This window comes from Providencia alcalifaciens DSM 30120, assembly GCF_000173415.1.
GTDB classification, from domain to species: Bacteria; Pseudomonadota; Gammaproteobacteria; order Enterobacterales; family Enterobacteriaceae; genus Providencia; species Providencia alcalifaciens.
In genome coordinates this window covers 40,116-59,988 of record NZ_ABXW01000074.1, presented here as the reverse complement: position 1 = coordinate 59,988, position 19,873 = coordinate 40,116, and the positions used below count along the sequence as shown (strand labels likewise).

The 19,873-nt window shown below is 42.2% G+C and carries 16 protein-coding genes; 6 read left to right on the top strand and 10 right to left on the bottom strand.

What is annotated here, in order from left to right:
• Positions 1-15 precede the first annotated feature (15 nt).
• Entirely contained in the window at positions 16-726 is a 711-nt protein-coding gene (locus tag PROVALCAL_RS18275) for an SDR family oxidoreductase (protein ID WP_006660835.1), read from the top strand.
• Between the two features lie 41 nt (positions 727-767).
• On the opposite strand, the gene cobB is transcribed toward PROVALCAL_RS18275, so the two are convergent.
• Entirely contained in the window at positions 768-1,595 is an 828-nt protein-coding gene (cobB, locus tag PROVALCAL_RS18270) for a Sir2 family NAD+-dependent deacetylase (protein ID WP_006661451.1), read from the bottom strand.
• 292 nt (positions 1,596-1,887) lie between these two features.
• On the opposite strand from cobB, the gene PROVALCAL_RS18265 reads away from it, so the two are divergent.
• Positions 1,888-2,385, top strand: coding sequence for a TIGR00645 family protein (locus PROVALCAL_RS18265; RefSeq protein WP_006660833.1), 498 nt, complete (start codon positions 1,888-1,890; stop codon positions 2,383-2,385).
• 73 nt (positions 2,386-2,458) lie between these two features.
• Here PROVALCAL_RS18265 and PROVALCAL_RS18260 read toward each other — a convergent pair whose 3' ends face one another.
• Entirely contained in the window at positions 2,459-3,436 is a 978-nt protein-coding gene (locus tag PROVALCAL_RS18260; RefSeq protein WP_039862433.1) for an alpha/beta fold hydrolase, read from the bottom strand.
• 187 nt (positions 3,437-3,623) lie between these two features.
• Here PROVALCAL_RS18260 and PROVALCAL_RS18255 point away from each other — a divergent pair, with 187 nt between their 5' ends.
• The 3 genes from PROVALCAL_RS18255 to PROVALCAL_RS18245 all read left to right on the top strand — a co-directional run bounded on the left by PROVALCAL_RS18255 (position 3,624) and on the right by PROVALCAL_RS18245 (position 6,125).
• Complete coding sequence (locus PROVALCAL_RS18255; protein WP_036961329.1) at positions 3,624-4,229, top strand: TetR/AcrR family transcriptional regulator; 606 nt, start codon at positions 3,624-3,626, stop codon at positions 4,227-4,229.
• Between the two features lie 30 nt (positions 4,230-4,259).
• Entirely contained in the window at positions 4,260-5,441 is a 1,182-nt protein-coding gene (locus PROVALCAL_RS18250) for an SGNH/GDSL hydrolase family protein (protein ID WP_039862409.1), read from the top strand.
• Positions 5,442-5,573: 132 nt separating this feature from the next.
• Entirely contained in the window at positions 5,574-6,125 is a 552-nt protein-coding gene (locus tag PROVALCAL_RS18245) for a class IV adenylate cyclase (RefSeq protein WP_006660829.1), read from the top strand.
• A gap of 39 nt (positions 6,126-6,164) precedes the next feature.
• Here the strand turns inward: PROVALCAL_RS18245 and lolE are convergent, their stop codons facing one another.
• The 3 genes from lolE to lolC are packed head-to-tail and all read right to left on the bottom strand — an operon-like array spanning position 6,165 to position 9,308.
• Positions 6,165-7,412, bottom strand: a complete 1,248-nt coding sequence (gene lolE / locus PROVALCAL_RS18240; RefSeq protein WP_006660828.1) for a lipoprotein-releasing ABC transporter permease subunit LolE — start codon at positions 7,410-7,412, stop codon at positions 6,165-6,167.
• On the bottom strand, positions 7,412-8,113 hold the full coding sequence (gene lolD, locus PROVALCAL_RS18235; RefSeq protein WP_006660827.1) for a lipoprotein-releasing ABC transporter ATP-binding protein LolD: 702 nt from the start codon (positions 8,111-8,113) through the stop codon (positions 7,412-7,414). Before lolD ends, lolE begins: the two co-directional genes overlap by 1 nt.
• Positions 8,106-9,308: a lipoprotein-releasing ABC transporter permease subunit LolC gene (lolC, locus tag PROVALCAL_RS18230; protein ID WP_036975479.1), complete on the bottom strand. Its 1,203-nt coding sequence runs from the start codon at positions 9,306-9,308 to the stop codon at positions 8,106-8,108. Before lolC ends, lolD begins: the two co-directional genes overlap by 8 nt.
• 227 nt (positions 9,309-9,535) lie before the next feature.
• On the opposite strand from lolC, the gene mfd reads away from it, so the two are divergent.
• Positions 9,536-12,982, top strand: a complete 3,447-nt coding sequence (mfd, locus tag PROVALCAL_RS18225) for a transcription-repair coupling factor (protein ID WP_006660825.1) — start codon at positions 9,536-9,538, stop codon at positions 12,980-12,982.
• Between the two features lie 88 nt (positions 12,983-13,070).
• Here the strand turns inward: mfd and PROVALCAL_RS18220 are convergent, their stop codons facing one another.
• The 5 genes from PROVALCAL_RS18220 to PROVALCAL_RS18200 form a co-directional block, all read right to left on the bottom strand.
• A complete protein-coding gene (locus tag PROVALCAL_RS18220) occupies positions 13,071-13,436 on the bottom strand; it encodes a tetratricopeptide repeat protein (RefSeq protein ID WP_006660824.1) in 366 nt (121 codons plus the stop codon).
• Between the two features lie 4 nt (positions 13,437-13,440).
• On the bottom strand, positions 13,441-14,043 hold the full coding sequence (gene umoD, locus PROVALCAL_RS18215) for a UmoD family flagellar biogenesis regulator (protein ID WP_006660823.1): 603 nt from the start codon (positions 14,041-14,043) through the stop codon (positions 13,441-13,443).
• A 518-nt stretch (positions 14,044-14,561) separates the two neighbouring features.
• Entirely contained in the window at positions 14,562-15,866 is a 1,305-nt protein-coding gene (locus tag PROVALCAL_RS18210; protein WP_006660822.1) for an NAD(P)/FAD-dependent oxidoreductase, read from the bottom strand.
• Between the two features lie 296 nt (positions 15,867-16,162).
• Positions 16,163-17,782 (bottom strand): bifunctional metallophosphatase/5'-nucleotidase, encoded by a 1,620-nt coding sequence (locus PROVALCAL_RS18205; RefSeq protein ID WP_006660820.1) that lies wholly within the window; start codon positions 17,780-17,782, stop codon positions 16,163-16,165.
• 17 nt (positions 17,783-17,799) lie between these two features.
• Entirely contained in the window at positions 17,800-19,149 is a 1,350-nt protein-coding gene (locus PROVALCAL_RS18200) for an OprD family outer membrane porin (RefSeq protein WP_006660819.1), read from the bottom strand.
• Between the last annotated feature and the right edge of the window lie 724 nt (positions 19,150-19,873).

The following is a 19,873-nucleotide window of genomic DNA, read 5'->3' as shown; positions in this document are numbered from 1 at the left end:
TTGGATGGAGGCACAATGACAAAAACATTTTTAATTTATGGTGTAAGCAAAGGATTAGGCAAAGCATTCGTTGAAGCTCTACCTGATTACACTGATACCGTTTATGGTGTTTCCCGCTCTGAGCCGCCCTTTAAAAACCCACGATTTCATTGGCTTCCCGCGGATCTGAGTGACTCTCAATCCGCATTGACTATCAAAAACCATATAGGGGAACAGCCCATTGATGTGCTTATTTATAATGTGGGTATATGGGAAAAATTAGCCTTTACCGCTGAATATGATTTTGAATCCACCAGCGATATTGAATTACTGACCATGATTCAGACCAATATCAGCGCCTGCCTATTAAATATAAAGGCGCTATTGCCTAACTTACGTTTGGGGAGCAATAGTAAAATTATTTTAATTGGCTCAACATGGGGGCTCGATAATCATAATGGTAAAGAGGTGACATTTAGTGCAACAAAATATGCACTGCGAGGGATTGTACAATCGTTAAGGGAAACCTTACGCCAAGATAAAATCGGTATTTCAATTTTGAACTTAGGCTATCTAGCCACAGAATTCCCGCTATCGATGCCTATTGATGAAGTCATTGCGAATAGTGAAGGAACGTTAATCCCATTACAAGATGTGCTGAATGCCGTACGTTTTATTCTGAGTACAAGCAACGCAACTTGTGTAAAAGAGATAACGATGCCAGCTATGCTGGATGAAAACGTTTGATCGTCATGATAATAGTAGGGAGCTATCGCTCCCTACTATTATCATGATTTGTGATTGAGTTTTGCAAGTAAGTCATCCACATAGTCACTCACAACTTTACTCGCTAAGCCATAATGGCGCTCTTCAAATTCACTTTCTACTTGGCTAGGTTCTAAGTTTAGCTGCACCGTATGAGCCCCTTGCAAACGCGCTTCATGCACAAAGCCCGCTGCTGGATAAACGTGTCCTGATGTGCCTATCGAAATAAACAGGGTCGCTTCCCCTAATGCTTGGTAGATCCTATCCATTTCAAATGGCATCTCCCCAAACCACACGATGTGCGGGCGTAAAGGTTGTGGAAATTGGCAACAGTGACAACGTTCCTCAACCGATAAATCCCCTTTCCACTCCAGAACTTGGTTCGACCAATTACAACGCACTTTGAGTAATTCTCCATGCATATGCACAACACGCTTGCTACCCGCACGCTCATGTAAATTATCAATATTCTGAGTAACAAGCAGAAATCTATCCCCAAGAGCGTGTTCTAATTTTGCTAATGCATAGTGCGCTGCGTTTGGCTGAATATCCTCTTGCTGTAACTGACGACGACGTTCATTATAAAAACGCTGAACTAATTGGGGGTCACGCGCAAAACCTTCGGGTGTCGCAACATCTTCTACGCGATGCTCTTCCCACAAACCATCTGCTGAACGAAACGTTTGAATTCCTGACTCCGCAGAAATACCCGCACCCGTTAATACAACCACGTTAATATTTTGCATACTCAACAGTTTATTATCAATGTAGTAAGAACGATTACGAAGTCGCTGACGGCGTTTGCATTTGTTTTTACTTGCTTTTTTCATTCTACGGCGAAATCGCAACATCGGAAATTTCCTTTCATCCTTGCAATGAATTTGTCGAAATACAACTCTAGTAAAAAAATCTAATGACAATAATTATGTCATTTATACATAATTTGAATAGTAACATACTAGCATCCATCATCCTCAGCAAAGTAAAACAATTATCCCAATAATCTCGAGTTAATAACTTTTTTATTATCAAAAGGACATTTTTTTCACTTTTTGATGACAAAAAACTTTATCCTCATCACACCTAACCGCTAAAATACCCATCATCTCTCTATTTTTGATTTTTATAATTTGAAGGATTGGCATGGAAAAGTTTTTTGAAAGAATGATGTACGCATCACGTTGGATCCTCGCACCCATCTATTTAGGGCTATCGCTGACATTGCTCGCGTTAACCATTAAATTTTTCCAAGAAGTTTTTCATATCCTGCCAAATATTTTTGCCATTCCAGAGTCAGATTTAATCCTAACTCTGCTCTCACTGATTGATATGGCGCTGGTTGGTGGTTTACTGGTGATGGTCATGTTTTCAGGCTACGAAAACTTCGTCTCGCAGTTAAACTTGTCAGATCATCATGAAAAACTCAATTGGATTGGCACGATGGATGCCACCTCATTGAAAAATAAAGTGGCAGCCTCCATTGTCGCCATTTCATCCATCCACTTATTGAAGATTTTCATGAACCTCAAAAACGTCGAAAACGATAAGTTGATGTGGTATGTGATCCTTCATTTAACCTTCGTGCTATCAGCGTTTGTGATGGGTTATTTGGATAAAATGACCAAGAAAGCCAAGTATTAATCATTCTCAATACACGCGGTTCGTCATCAATCTGAAGGGAAGCTCACTGTAGCTTCCCTTTTTGTTTCAGATATTATTTTTTCAAAAACGGTAAAATGTGGCTCATTAACTGCTCAGGACACTCTTCCGTCACAAAGTGACCACACTCCCCAAGCATCGCCCCTTGTAATTGGATTGCCCGCCCCTGTAATGTCAATTGCGGTGCATCTCGGGTTGCCTGATCTGCCCCTATCGCCAACACCGGCATAGTGAGCTTTTTTTGTGCTCGCAGTTTATTTTGCTCGATCGTCTGTGGAATAGCGCGGTAATAGGCAAAACCAGCCCGCAGCCCACCCGGTGAAGCATACGCATCAATATACGTCTGCGCGGCAACGCGATCACGGCGATAAGCCCAATTATCAAAAATAAAGTTAAGATACTCGCGCTCTCTACCTGCCGTCAGCGTTTCAGGTAAATCTCGCACTTGGTTAAACATAAAATGCCAGAGGAAAATATTCTCCTCAGGATCCACAAAAATCGTTGGTGCTGGCGCTAATCCTGGAATAACCGCTTCTGTTAAGGCTATCTTTTTCACGTCGGCGGGATAATCACTCGCCAGCGCATACCCCACCCACATGCCAATATCATGCCCTATTACCGAATAGTGAGTATGACCCAATTGTTTCATCATTTCGTGCAATGTGGTTGCGGCAGCGCCCGTATCATAGCCATTGTCTGGCTTATCAGAATACCCTGTTCCCAGTGGATCGACAGCAATAGCGGTATAACCATTAGCAGCGAGCTCCGTCATCACATAGCGCCATGTATACCACGTTTGTGGCCAGCCGGGGATCAATAAGACCGGCTCCCCTTCCCCTGCGGTAACATAGTGAAGGCGATGCCCGTTCACTTTCACATAGTGATGTTGAAAGCTGGCTTCATTCGCCTCAATGGTTGGAAGCGCAGCACTTTTGACTGTTTGAGTTAGATTTCCTGCTGCTAACGTAGCTGTTGCTTGCAAAGAGAGCGTCATCAGGGAGACGAGCAACACCTTTTTAAATACCGAATTCATATTTGTTCCATACACTTTTATGTGAGTAAAAAGCCACTCATTCACGAGTCGCATCAATTGTTTGTCGATCAACAATAAATAGGTTAAAGGTTTTTTTAATTCTTTGTCAATCGATAAACAATAATTATTTGTCATTCGACAAAGAAGTGATAGTATGAATGCATTATCACTTAGAGGAGTAATTGTTATGGCAGGAAGACCGAGAGAGTTCGACCGTGACGCGGCATTGAATAAAGCTAAGCTTGTCTTTTGGCAGCGGGGCTATGAAGGCACGTCGATGTCTGATTTAGTGTCTGCACTGGGAATTGCATCTGCACGTATTTATGCCGCATTTGGCTCAAAAGAGAATCTTTTTCGTGAAGCTATTGACCTTTATCTTAATCAAGAAGGTGCTTTTGCAGATACTGCCCTGCAAGAACCCAATACCCGTTTCGCTATAGAGCAATTGTTAACCCAAGCCGTAGAAACCTATACCCAGAAAGAACATCCTCAAGGCTGTATGGTGGTACTCTCACTCACTAACTATGCCAGTGAAAATGAAAATATCATGTCTTGGTTAGCCAGTTATCGACAAGCTCGTACTACGGCTATCATGCAGCGCCTAAAAGATGGCGTGATCGCGGGTGATTTACCCTCTAATACCGACACTCAAGCGTTAGGTCATTATATTGCAACACTATTTCATGGCATTTCCATTCAAGCGCGCGATGGAGTGAGTCAAACACATTTACTGGCCATGGTGAATGTTGCAATGCGTGGTTTTGATTCATTTACAGCAACATCAACACGCTAATTTTAAGCGTGATTTCTAGGATAAAGCACAATGTCACCATTAAATGCATCCACCCATCATTCATGGGTATGTACATGGCTTTCTACCTCACAACCCACAACGGACGAAGCATTTCCATTTTCTCTGGAAATACCAACATCATTGTGCGAACAAACCTTATACCAAACATTACGTATCACGTTAGGGGGTAACAAACTGCGTTTTGTTTTCTCAAACCGCTATGGCTCTCAACCTTTAGTTCTAGGAGATAACGCCATTACCGTGACGCCCCCTTTAGGAGAATCATGGACGGCCCCTATTCAGTTTAATGGTCAAGCTCAGGTCACTATCCCTGCGGGGCAAGTGATATACAGTGATGAAATAGCGCATCCCATCGCCAATTTATCCGAGATAATATTGCTCAGCTACTTTCCTGAGCTCACTCCCGTGGAAACCTTCCATTGGGATGCTCGTCACTACTCTCAATTAGCATCAGGCAACTGTGTTCATAAAGCCTATCCCAATAACAGTATGCCAATCAGTTCGCGTTTATTATTAGAACGCGTTGATACTCAATCCGATACACATAATCAAACGGTTGTCGTGATTGGCGATTCGATGGTAGATGGTAACGGCGTCGAGATGAATCGTTATCATCGCTGGGTTGATTTCCTTGCCGAACGTGCCATTTCTCATAAAACCGCCGTAGTCAATGCAGGGCAATCGGGGTCCCGTTTGCTAAAAGATGGCATTGGGATCAGTACATTATCTCGCTTTCATCGCGATGTTATTGACCTGGAGGGCGTCACCACGTGTATCGTTCAAGTCGGCTTAAATGATATTGGGCTCGCGCAAACAGCCCTCGCCCCAATAAACTGTATACCGACTGCCTATGAATTAATTGAGGGGTATCGGCAATTAATTCGCCAAGCTCATGAACATCATATTCGCGTAGTGGGTGTCACGCTCGTTCCATTACGTTCTACAGAAGAATATGGATTAGAAAATTTCTATACTCCCGAGAAAGAAGTCATTCGCCAAGAAGTTAATCAATGGATGCGTAACAGCGGTGAATTTGATGCTGTGATTGATAATGAACAATGGGTTCGCGACCCTCAAAAACCTCAACAATTGGCTTTAGTCTATGATTCTGGTGACCATCTCCACCTTAATTATGCTGGGCATATACTCATTGCCAACGCGATTTCCCTTGATGACATTATTGGTATTTAAAACAGCAAGGCGCGAACACTTCTTCGCGCCTCATTAACTAGCCATTCTTTGATATGGATTAACATAATCTTCAGTCTCATTATCACCCTTTATGTTACTATGCTCCCACCCTAAATCATCTTGGATAGCGGAATGAGTGAACATTTCGTCGGTAAGTATGAAGCCGAAATTAAATTCATATTGCCCAATTCAGACACATTTCTGGCGCAACTTACCCAGGATAACGTCGAAGTATTTACAGTGAATAATCATGAAGTTGATGATTTTTTTGATTACCCTGATAACCCGTTAGCTACACAAAACATCAGTATGTCGGTCAGAGAGATGACCCCATCAGGAATTAAACTGTGGATTGTCAAAGGACCCAGTTCATCTGAATGTAAAGCGATAGATATCGCAGACTGCCAGCATGTCAAAAATATGCTGACCACATTAGGTTATCAGTGTTACCTCACCCTCGCTAAGCAACGGAGTATCTACTTTTTAGATGATATCCATATCACCATTGACTACTTAGAGGGCATTGGCTGGTTTGCTGAATTTGCGATTATGACTGATGATGAGAGTGAGTTAAACAACTTGTACATAAAGTTACTGTCCACCGCCGAAAAGTACGGTTTTAATGAGGACTTAATTGAAACGCGTAGCTACAAGCAGGTCTATCTCGAGTGTATGGCTAAATAATGAAAGGCGGCGCGAATATCATCATCCGCGCCGAATAGATTACTGCCCGCTTAAAATACGGGCTGGGTCTAATTTACTGGCACGTCGTGCTGGATACCAACTTGCCAATAAACTCAAAATCACTGTCGTGAAGAGAACATAAACCACATCCATCACATGCAGCTCAGAAGGCAAGAAATCAATAAAATAGACATCTCCGGATAAAATAGGATGACCGATAATCACTTCCAATCCTTTAATCAGCGTCGTCAAATTTAACGAAACTAGCACTCCCAACACCACACCGATTAATGAGCCAATCAATCCACCAATCAACCCATACCACAGGAAGATCGCACGAATTTGCCTATCTTTTGCCCCTAATGTCCGTAATACAGCGATGTCGCTACTTTTGTCTTTCACTGCCATCACCAACGTGGAAACAATGTTAAAGCACGCTACACCGATGACTAAAATCATCGCTAAGTACATGACGCTACGTACGACTTGAATGTCATTGTACATATAGCCGTAATCGCCAATCCAGCTTTTCACCACAACGTGATGCATGGTTTTAAGACCCGCGTCATACACCACTTTATCGGCTTCAAAAGGATCTTTAGCTTTAATTTCAAAGCCACTGATACCATTACCATAACCTAAATATTCCTGAGCATCCGCCAGCGGAACGAGAGCAAGTTGATGGTCAAGCAAACCACTTAAGCGAAAAATACCCGTGACTTGAACACGAATGCGTCTAGGTTGTTGAATTTTCATGCTGTCATCAGTATTAGGGATCATGATAGTCACCCAATCCCCTACTTTCACATTCAACGAGTTAGCAACCCCTTGCCCCAAAATAATTGATTGTTTCCCCGCCTCAAAGTGTTGCCAAGCATCATTCAAAATAAACTCAGGTAACGCACTCACTTGCGATTCTGTTTCATGGGATACGCCCATAATCTGAATTGCTTTAAGATTGGCACCACGCTCAAGTAACCCCGTAAAATTCACATAAGGGCTAACCGCTTGTACACCGGGCGTTTTACGAATGACATTTTGAGCAAATTCCCAATCTTGATAAGGCGCTTCTACTGCATAAATTTGCCCATGCGGTACCACGGAGAGAACTCGGTTATTTAGCTCTCGCTCGAAGCCATTCATGGCACTTAAACCAATAATTAATACCGCAACACCCAATACAATGCCCAGTGTCGACACAATCGACACCAAAGACACCATCCCTGTCCTGCGGCGTCCTCGGCTAAATCGCAATGCCGCTAAAAGCGTCAGTGGCATGTTAATCATTACATTGCCCCCAACGTAATTTCCTGTTGCAGATGGCCATCACGCATTTCTAAACGACGGGATAAACGATTTGCGAGTTTCATATCGTGGGTAACCACCAAAAACGCCGTTTTTTGCTTGCGGTTTAATTCCCCTAGCAATTCAAAAATTGCATCCGCATTACGTAAGTCGAGGTTACCCGTAGGCTCATCTGCCAAAACTAATGCAGGGTCATTTACGAGCGCTCGGGCGATGGCCACTCGTTGACGTTCCCCGCCCGATAGCTCTGATGGGCGATGATTTGCGCGATGCTCAAGCCCTACTGCCGTCAACATTTCAGTCGCTTTCGCTAACGCAGTCGCTTTTGCCACACCACCAATTAACAGCGGCATTGCCACATTTTCTAATGCAGTAAAATCAGGTAATAAGTGATGAAACTGATAAATAAAGCCTAAGTCTTTATTTCGAATAGCCGCACGCGCATCCGATGAAAGCTGGTTAATATGCTGCCCGCGAAAAATAACATTACCTTGAGACGGTGTATCTAGCCCACCCAGTAAATGTAATAAGGTACTTTTCCCTGAACCTGAACTCCCAACGATAGCCATTGTTTCGCCTTCGTTCATCGTGAAGCTGACATTTTTTAACACTTCTGTGGAGAGTGTGCCTTCTTGATAAATTTTGCTTAAATGTTCACAGACCAGAAGTGGTTGGTTATTCATATCGTAAAGCCTCAGCAGGTTGAACCGCTGCCGCACGCCAAGAAGGATAAAGCGTCGCCAGCAATGAAATCAGCATCGCGCAAAGCGCAATAATTAGAATACCCGGATAATCGAGTACAATCGGGAGTGTAACTCCACGTGGTAATAAGCCAATTAACGGCATAATGACATTTAATTGGCTCGATAGTAGCGTGCCCAGAACAGTACCAATTAAAGTACCAATAATGCCCGCACCTGCGCCTTGGATCATAAAGATAGTCAGAATTTTACTACGCTTTAGCCCTAAGGTTTTCAAAATCGCGACTTCGCCTTGTTTTTCCATCACTAATAACGATAACGACGTAATAATATTAAACGCTGCAACGGCAATAATCAGGCTCAGTAATAGCCCCATCATGTTTTTTTCCATTCTGACAGCTTGGAAAAACTCACCTTTGCGCTCACGCCAATCTGTCCAAACTAAGCCTTCTGGCAGCGTCTGCTTACTTGCCACATCCACTTGTAATGGTTCATCTAGGTATAAGCGCCAGCCTGTAATATTCCCCGCAGGATAACGCAACATACGCGCCGCATCCGGTTGAGCGACGATCAGCTCACTGGTATCTGCTTCCCCATTCGTTTGGAAAATGCCCGCAACCGTGAATAAGCGTTGGCTTGGTATGCGTCCCATTGGCGTGAGTTGACTGACACCAGGAATGATTAAACGGATTTGGTCACCACGTTTCACACCGAGTGTTTCTGCCAGTCGATTCCCGAGAAAAACGTTATATTCGCCATCAATTAAATCGTGGCGATCGCCGCTGATCAGCTTATCCAGAAGCAATGAGGATTCATCAGAACGAATTCCGCTCATCATCCCCACCCCGACGTTCGTTCGGCTTTGCAAAACCACTTCCGATTGAACAATCGGCTCGATTTTTTTCACGCCGTGTAAATTTTTCAAGTCCGTAATAGGATGTTGATTAGGATCGATATTTCCGGTACTTGAAGTCAATATAGCCTGTGGCATATAAGCAAGTATGCTATCTTGTAACGAACGTTCGAAACCATTCATCACGGACGTTACGGTAATCAATGCCGCAACACCAAGCGTAATGCCAATCGCCGACAAACTGGACACAAAACGTCCAAATTTATCGACCGCACGCCCACGCATATAGCGTAGACCTATAAAGAGTGAGACAGATTGATGCATGAAAACGTAATGTCCCTGTTGCCAAAGCGAAGTGTTCAGGGATAATAAAGGGTACGATAGATGAATGGAACCACCCAACCGCGCTTTTGTGGTTTTTTTTGTTATTAATACTATTTGTTTAGATCACTTTCAGACTACTCAATGAGTTCTGTGGGTCGTTTAATTAATTTTTAATTGCCTAACTAATCATTAATTAACTAGTTAGCTATGAGAAGCTGAATATTTCTATGTCGTCAAATTATCGTTATGAACTTCCAAGTCGTGCTGGAGATGTCCGCCATTTAGGCTGTTTAATCGGTGCTGCGGGTCCTTTAGAATGTGCAGAGATGATCGAGCGCCATCAAGGACCTGTCGTCATTGTCACCCGTGATATGCAAAATGCATTGCGTGTTCATGATGAACTTCAACAGTTTACCCAATATCCGATCGAAACCCTCTCTGATTGGGAAACGCTACCCTACGATAATTTTTCGCCGCATCAAGAAATCATTTCTCACCGTTTATCCACGCTATACCGCTTACCAACCTTGCAAAAAGGGGCGTTGATTCTGCCGGTCAATACCTTGATGCAGAAAGTCTGCCCTGTCGATTTCCTTGCTGGGCATGCCTTAGTGATGGCAAAAGGTGATAAGCTCTCGCGTGATAACCTTCGCGAAGAGCTGGATAAAGCGGGATACCGCCATGTAGAACAAGTGCTCGAGCATGGTGAATATGCGATTCGCGGGGCTTTGCTTGACCTTTTCCCGATGGGAAGCGATTTCCCCTTTCGTATCGACTTTTTTGATGACGAGATTGACAGCCTGCGCACCTTTGACGTGGATACCCAGCGTACCTTAGAAGAAGTTAATGCCATCAATTTACTTCCAGCGCACGAATTTCCGACAGATAAAGACGCTATCGAGCGCTTTCGTAGTCAATGGCGTGAACGCTTTGAAGTTCGCCGTGACCCAGAACATATTTATCAGCAAGTCAGCAAACAAACACTACCAAGCGGTATTGAATATTGGCAACCCTTGTTCTTTGCCGAGCCATTACCGTCTTTGTTTGAATATCTACCTGCCAATACTCTGTTTGTTTCACAAAACTTACAAGAACCCGCTGAACGCTTCCAACAAGATGCTCAGCAACGTTATGAAAGCCGTGGTGTTGACCCAATGCGCCCATTACTTCCGCCAAGCGAATTATGGTTAACCGTTGAACAACTGAATCAAAACTTAAAAAATTGGCCTCGTGTTCAGCTTTCTACGGAAAAACTGCCTAAAAAAGCCGCTAATACCAATTTAGATTATCAGCCACTTCCTGATATTAGCACGCAAGGACAAGGTAAAAATCCGCTAGAAAAGTTGCGACAATTCACCGAACAATTTGATGGCACTATCGTGTTTTCTGTTGAGAGTGAAGGTCGTCGTGAAACGGTCAGTGAACTACTTGGACGCCTAAAAATTCGTCCTGACATCATCAGCAATTACTTCAGCCAAACTCAAGGTCGATTTGCCATCACCATTGGCGCAGCAGAACATGGCTTCATCCAGCCCGAAAGTCACCGCGCTTTAATTTGTGAAAGTGACTTACTGGGTGAACGCGTGGTGCGTCGCCGCAGTGATCAACGTCGAACTATCAATACCGATACACTGATTCGCAACCTTGCGGAATTACGTCCTGGTCAGCCCGTGGTACATATTGAGCATGGGGTTGGTCGTTACCAAGGTTTAATCACCCTAGAAGCTGGGGGTATTCCTGCAGAATATTTAATTCTTACCTATGCTGGTGAAGATAAACTGTATGTACCCGTCTCTTCATTGCATTTGATTAGCCGCTATGCAGGAGGTGCCGATGAAAATGCACCGCTGCATAAACTGGGTAGCGATAGTTGGGGACGTGCGCGCCAAAAAGCAGCGGAAAAAGTGCGTGATGTGGCCGCTGAACTTCTGGATATTTACGCTCAACGTGCCGCCAAAGCCGGCTTTGCATTTAAACATGATAAAGAGCAATACCAAGAATTTTGCCAAGGCTTCCCATTTGAGACCACCCCAGACCAAGAGATGGCAATTAACGCGGTATTAAGTGATATGTGCCAACCGTTGGCGATGGATCGCTTAGTCTGTGGCGACGTTGGTTTTGGTAAAACAGAAGTGGCGATGCGCGCAGCATTCTTGGCTATCAATAATAATAAGCAAGTTGCGGTACTGGTTCCCACCACATTATTAGCGCAGCAGCATTACGATAATTTCCGTGACCGATTTGCCAATTGGCCTGTGCGTATAGAAATGTTATCGCGCTTTAAAACGGCGAAAGAACAACAACAAATTATTGCTGAAGCCGCAGAAGGTAAAGTTGATATTTTGATTGGCACTCATAAATTGCTACAAAGCGATATTCAATGGAAAGATCTCGGTTTGCTGGTTGTGGACGAAGAGCACCGATTTGGCGTTCGCCACAAAGAGCGTATTAAAGCGATGCGAGCCGATGTCGATATTCTCACCTTAACCGCAACGCCAATTCCACGAACCTTGAATATGGCAATGAGTGGCATGCGTGATTTATCGATTATCGCCACCCCACCAGCTCGCCGTTTAGCCGTGAAAACCTTTGTACGCCAATATGATGATTTAGTCGTGCGCGAAGCCATTCTACGTGAAACTCTGCGTGGGGGTCAGGTTTACTATTTATATAACGATGTCGAAAATATCGAAAAAGCCAAAGCACGCCTTGAAACACTAGTGCCTGAAGCACGATTCGTTGTCGGTCATGGGCAAATGCGTGAACGTGAGCTTGAGCGTGTGATGACAGATTTTCACCATCAACGCTTTAACGTTTTGATCTGCACAACAATTATTGAAACAGGTATTGATATCCCAACCGCCAATACGATTATTATTGAGCGAGCCGACCACTTTGGTTTGGCGCAGTTACACCAATTACGCGGTCGTGTGGGTCGTTCCCACCACCAAGCTTACGCCTACCTGCTCACACCACATCCAAAAGCTATGACAACCGATGCGCAAAAACGTCTCGAAGCAATATCCTCTCTTGAAGATTTAGGTGCTGGATTTGCATTGGCAACTCATGATCTGGAAATTCGTGGTGCAGGTGAGTTATTAGGTGAAGATCAAAGCGGACAAATGACCACGATCGGTTTCACTCTATACATGGAGTTATTGGAAAGTGCGGTCGACGCCCTGAAAGAAGGACGAGAGCCGTCACTTGAAGATCTGACTCATCAGCAAACAGAGGTGGAATTGCGTATGCCAGTGCTACTTCCTGATGAGTATATCCATGATGTAAATATTCGCCTTTCATTCTATAAACGGATTGCTAGCGCTAAAGATCACGCTGAGCTGGATGAACTCCGGACTGAATTAATTGACCGTTTTGGGACATTACCGGATGCGGGTAAATTCTTGCTATCTACAGCAGGCATTCGTTTACAAGCTCAAAAGCTGGGTATGAAGCGTATTGAAGCCCACGAAAAAGGCGGCTTTATTGAATTCAATGAGCGCAATAAAGTTGACCCAATGTTCCTGATTAGCTTACTGCAAAATCAACCTAAAACCTTCCGTATGGAAGGTCCTGTTCGATTAAAATTCTTCCATGATTTATCGGACAGAGCCACTCGCTTAGCATTTATAAAACAGCTTGTTGCTGATTTTGATGAACATCAGCTAGCTTCATAGGCTCAATATTGAACAACAAAAAAGCCATCAATTCATGTTGAATCTGATGGCTTTTTTATACTGTCTGAATGTAATTTAGGTGAGATGATTACTTTTTATTGGAGTATCCTATTGCCTCTAAATGACCGAGCGCATCACTGTTACCTTGCGCCGCCGATTTTAGAAACCATTCCAAAGCTCGATGAGACTCAATCGATAAATGCTCGCTGGTTTCACACATCATCCCCATCATGTATTGCGCTTGTGAGTGCCCTTGCGTAGCCGCTTTCAAATACCATTCAATCGCTTTTGCCTCATCTTCTTCAACCCCTTCGCCTACATCATATAGGGTGGCAATTTGGTATTGTGCTTGCGCATCTCCACTTTTAGCGTTCAGCATTAATTCATTTAACGGTAGCAAGTCCGGTGAGGTAACACCCAAGAACCTCTGTAATTTTTTGAATAGGCTCGTCATTACGTTACTCAAATAACCCAAAGGTATTTTTACCTGTTTTCACTTCAAGTATGGTGGACGGTTGATAGGATTTGGGTAGATCGTTAGGCTTCATACAATAGAATGGCAAAATATCTTTTGTACCTTCACGCAACGTTTCACACGCAGCGTTGCTGGAGATGGTTAAATCTAACTGCCCATTTTCATTTAAAGGAATAAACACCGTTGGTTCATACGGCATTCTCACTTTACCAATCGTATCGCCAATACGGTAGATAACATCATAGCCGACTATAATTTGTTCCAAACTTTTGGTGATGACGCAAGTTCTCGGTTCATGACTGGAAAATGGGGGGAATGATTTACCTTGTAAGGATTGAATCATTAAGATGGTTCTACATTCTCGCTGAGCTGGGTGCCAACGGGATAACGACTCTTGCGTAAATGAACCCAAAATCCCCGTCACTGAACAATTTTCATGTTCAATCATTCGCGTCGCACGAATAGGCTCAGTAGATAATACCGTCGCAATTTTCAGTTCATCACTGCGAACAAAAGAGAAATAACCGACAACAATTAAGCAAACGGCAACAAATGCGGCTAGTAACAACTTAATTTTTAGCTTCATTCTTTGCCCTTTGATTGAAAAGTGAATGTGATAGCTATTGTAGCCTATCTATTATCAACTACATTAATAACATACAATAAATATGGTTTTTTAGATTTGTCTGAATAGAAGACTTACATCTTATTTACTTGCGCGTAATAAGTTTACCGTGAATAAGCGTAAATAATTAACCAAATCAGTTTCAATATATTACATAATTAGGGGGAAATTACCTACCCATTTGTTTTTAATAAATAAAATTAATTTTATCTATGAATGAGTACAGTGACATTATCCTAATTAATAATATGCTGTTTTTTTGTATTAAATCACACTTAACTCAAACTCATTGAGTTAATTAGCGACGTTTATAGTGTGTGTTTAATGGATAGTAATTAAAATATATGTGTCGTTTTTGATAAACCGCAATAACATATTTTAATATATGTTCATTCAGATTAGATAATGCACACAATTATTCACCAATAATCGTGTGCATTCTTATGATGACGGTACTGAAAATAATCAATAATCGCCGATTAATGTAATTTCAGTTTTGGTCGAATAATGCGGTTAATACTACCGACAAGCATCATTAGGCCTGTTTTGATATAGCCATGCAGTGCGATCTGGTGCATACGATACAGTGAAATGTAGACAAAACGCGCAATACGCCCTTCTACCATCATATCGCCACGCATTAAGTTCCCCATCAAGCTACCCACGGTACTGAAACGAGATAATGAAACTAATGAACCGTGGTCTTTATAGATATAATTTTTTAATGGCTTATCTTTCATTAATGCCACGATATTGTCATAGCACAGGCTCGCCATTTGATGAGCAGATTGTGCTCTCGGTGGAACAAATCCGCCTTCCGGTTTTGCACAAGATGCGCAATCACCAATCGCAAAAATGTGCTCATCCAACGTAGTTTGTAGTGTCGGTTTAACCACTAATTGGTTAATGCGGTTAGTTTCTAACCCAGCAATATCTTTCATAAAGTCTGGCGCTTTGATCCCCGCTGCCCATACCATTAAGTCCGCATAAATTTTTCCATCTTCTTTGGTATTTAAACCATCCGCATCGGCACTGGTTACCATGGTTTTTGTTAATACTTTCACGCCAAGTTTGTTCAGTTCTTGATGGGCTGCACTGGAAATACGTGGAGGCAATGCGGGCAAAATACGCTCCCCTGCTTCTACTAAAGTCACATTCAACGCATCTGTATCTAACCCTTTGAAACCATAGCTGGTGAGTTGCTCTACAGCGTTATATAACTCGGCAGAGAGCTCTACACCTGTTGCCCCGCCGCCTACAATCGCGATATTCACTTTCTCTTCAGCATTATCGCGTACTGAATAACGCAAGAACAGGTTCAACATTTCATCATGGAAACGATGTGCTTGGGTTGGGCTATCAAGGAAAATACAGTTGTCTTTGACGCCCGGCGTACCAAAATCATTGGAGGCACTACCCAACGCCATCACTAAAATATCGTAATCAATTTCACGTAGCGGGACTAATAGTTCTCCGTCTTTATCACGCAATTCACCGAGAACGACTTTTTTATTTTCTCTGTCAATATTCGTGAGAGAACCTAATTGAAAATGAAATGCATTATGTCTTGCATGCGCTAAATAGCTAATAGCATCAACACCATCATCGAGCGAACCCGTTGCGACTTCATGTAGCAGTGGTTTCCATAAATGGCTTGGATTACGGTCAATTAGCGTGATATCCGCACGTTTTTTGCGTCCTAATTTACGCCCCAAACGAGTTGCCAGTTCTAAGCCACCAGCACCACCGCCAACAACAACGATTTTAGGTTGAGTTAAGGTCATATGCCCCTCATATAAAATATATTAATGTTATTTAAGGTTTCTAATAACAAAAAACTTAAATAACGCTAATTCACCCTTTTTTATGTTGCTTAGTCGTGAAGAATATCATGCATGGACATTTGGTCATACCAAATGTTGATGCAAATCAATTTAGTTGATTATTATGACAACGATCACAATCGTCAAATCATTTTTTGAAAAAAAAGAAACGAGTCAGCGGAATGTCGATTTAAAACAAAAAAGCCCGAGAATGGCGTTATTCTCGGGCTTGAAACCTAGTATTTTGTGAGGGTATTTTACTTCAGTTTTTTAATACGCTCGTCCGTTGGTAACTGAACTGGCGAGTTATCTTTGAAGTATTTCATCAATGCTTCGTTGTCTGGCAAGCTATAAATACGATCTTTACCTTGTTTAAAGGCTGAGAAGCGGCTACCGCCTGTGGCTAAAAATTCATTTGCTGCAACACGATAGCTTTTCTTCATATCAATTGGCTTGCCATTTAATTTCATCGAGCCTGCAATCACTTTATCGCCTACCGCACGGCTGTCATCCCATTCGTAATAAAAACCGTGGGAAACCGGCATGACTTGTGGGCGTTCACGCTCCCACTGTTGCTCTAACGCCTGTTTAATTTGCTCACCTGTTAGAGATTGCGTCACCACGACATTTGAGAATGGCTGCACCGTAAAGATATCACCGTAGGTCAGCTCCCCTGCTTTGAGATCAGCACGAATACCACCGCTGTTCATAAAGGCAATTTGGGCGCCGCCCGCATCTGGGGTGGCTGCGACATATAACTGAGCATCCGCGATAATTTTACCCAAAGTGGAATCACCACCAGCGGCTAATTTTTTATCTGCGGGAGCACTTAAGGTGCCCATCACCTGCTCTGCAATCGGTTTTGAGATGCGCTCGTAGTTCTGAATAAAACGGCTTAGTTTCGGGTCTTTACCATAACGGCTGGTTTCAACCGGAATGTTTTTCGCATTAATGCTGACAATGTCTTTGGTTTTTCTATCAATTTCAATATTCAATTGAGACAGCAACGTCCCGTTCGATTGCGCTGAAATGACTTTTTTACCATTGATGTCACAGTTATAGGCTTGGTGTGTATGTCCACTCACGACAAAATCCACATCGGCATCAAGCTGTTTAACAATCTCAACAATTGGCCCTTTGATATTATCGCAACGGTTAATGTCTTTCACTTTGGTATCCACTTGTTGAGTTGCCCCTTCGTGGATCAAGACACCAATACTACGAATACCCTGCGCTTTTAGTAGTTTAACTTGTTGGTTAATGGTCTCAGCTTCATTTTTAAATTCTAAGCCCGCAGTACCACTCGGCGTAACAATGGCTGGTGTTCCTTCCAGCGTTAAGCCAATGAATGCCATTGGCACACCATCAAACTGTTTCACGTAATAAGATGGGAATAATGTTTCACCTGTCTCTTTTACAATCACGTTAGCGGCTAAATAGTTAAAATCAGCCCCCGCAAAGGATTCTTTTCCTACACAGCCCGCCGTAGGATGACATCCTCCATTTTGCTTTCTCAGTAATTCAACTTTACCTTTGTCGAATTCGTGGTTACCCACGGCACTGGTCTCAAGGCCAATTGCGCTCAAAGCCTCAATGGTTGGTTCATCGTAGAACATGGAAGAAAGTAATGGGCTTGCGCCCACTAAATCGCCAGCACCCACAATAATCGTGTTGTCATTTTCTGCTTTTAACTGCTTCACTAATGTCGCAATCGACTCAATACCGCCAAGTTTGCCATCTCCAGGCGCTTGCAATGCGCCATGGAAATCATTAATACCAATGACTTGAACTTTAACCGTATCAGTCTGTTTCGTGGCACAACCTGCTAACAGGGCACCTGAAACCAGCAATGTCACTAAACTTATTTTATGATTCATTTATTAATTGCCTCTAATTACATTTTGAAGCGATAGGTCGTTGTCATCGAACCCGATAAAGAGTGTGCACGACGTGAGTCACCGTCATACAGTTTTGGTGTCGAGTTATCCGATTCTTGCTGATGGTGCCAGCCCATACCGCCACTTAATGAAACAGACAGATTTTCAGTCGGTTTCCAGTAAGTGAATACGCCCACTTGTCCTTGTTTTAAACGTTCGCCAGAATAAGAGAATTCACTGTAGTTGCTGTTCGCACCGACCGACCAAGTAGGGTTAACTTGATATTCGGCTTTTAATGCCAGCATAGTTTCGCCATCACGCACATAGTCGATATCCGCATATGCTGGTGAGTTAAAACGACCACGTGTGTTACCGATTGGGTTACGGGCAAACTGACCTACACCATTTGTTTTATGTGCAGTCGTATGTGTGATACCCGTCATCAAAGTCCACGGTGTTTCCGGAACGCGCCATTCAATTTCACCTGCATAGTGCCATGCACGTTTATCAAAGTTTTGTTTACCGCGTTTGGTGTCTGTCGATGTCCGTTTGCCATCGCTACCATACTCATGACCATAAATCTGAGAAGATAATGTGATATCCGAGTTTAGCTTATATTTGATTTCTAAGCCTTGTTGACGGAAAACATCATCGGCTTGACCAATGAAGTAAGACACTTTAAGTGGTTTCGTATTGTAATTAATCCCACCAGTCACGACATGATTGATGTCGTGACTGACGCCATTTCCGTCACGGAAATACATTCTGTCAATATTTGGACTATCTCGACGCATCACTTTGCCATCAAGATACAGTAAATCTAAGTTCCAATCACTAATGGCGGTATTGGTGTAGTAACCATTATAAGTGTTTAATGACAAACGTTGGGAGTTAGTAAAAATACCCTTGTTTTTCAACGTAAACCAACCTGCTTTACCGTTAAAATTAACAGGCTCTAAATCCAATTTAAATTTTGCATAACGCTGACCTATCTTGTTATAGCCTTTAGCCTCACCGTCATCGTTATATAAAATGGCTCGGGATGCGAAGTCTTTACTTGCCGCCAGTTTGATCGCGCCGTAATAGGATGCATCAAAGCCAATAAAGTCGGCAAAATATCCAGATTGGTAATCTAGTTGAATATTTTGCCCCCAAGCTTGAGCCACTTGCTTTCTGTAACGTTTTTCGTTGGCATCGTAACGATTTTCTGATTTTAGATATTTCCACATATTTCGAGTAGAAAGCTCTAATTCAGAGTCTGCAACAAATGAGTTTTCCTTGATGGCATTTTCCCAATCGCCTGCATTAGCCCCAAATGCAACAAAACAAGATGGAAACAATATTAACGCTATTTTTTTGACTTTCATTTGAATTAAACCTAGTCGTGATTATTAGAATATAACTATCCGCATCCAATATTCATTGGATGTTATGACGCCTTACTACTTTCAATACGTAATAATTTATTTAGCTTTAATTACTGCAAGAATTTTTTTAATTATTTAATTTAAGTTTCACCTTCTATTCTTTAAGCAAACTTAATTTTTCGCCATGTAAGAATAAGTTTTAATTATTTTATAAGTCGAAATAATTCATCCAACCACACTTATTTAATTTAAGTTTTCACATGAATTCAAATTTATTTGGACGATATTTAGCCACACCCATCAAAGCGTGTTTGACATTAAATTTCATAATGAAAAGTATGCTAACGTAATTTTGTGTCAATTAATACGATCGATGTCACAACAAACTAGATGCCTTGCAAATCAGCTATCATCTGATGTGATATTAATCACTTTATTGCTTATCTGTAATTAACTAACACGCCATATTTAAACAATTTTTTTGCTAATTTAATCATTCTATATTTAATAGAATCTTCCACAAAAAAGTGAGAAATTCGGCACAGTTAGATCAACAATATTTACCCATTATTAAAACAATTAATTTAAATACCTACATCGGTCAATCATTCTGTTCTTAAGCAATATACTCGTCTTAACAGCATAAAAATGTTTATCATTCCCTATACTTTAATATAATTCAATGCTTGGAAAACATTATTTCTAGGAAATATTCCTATAGGTA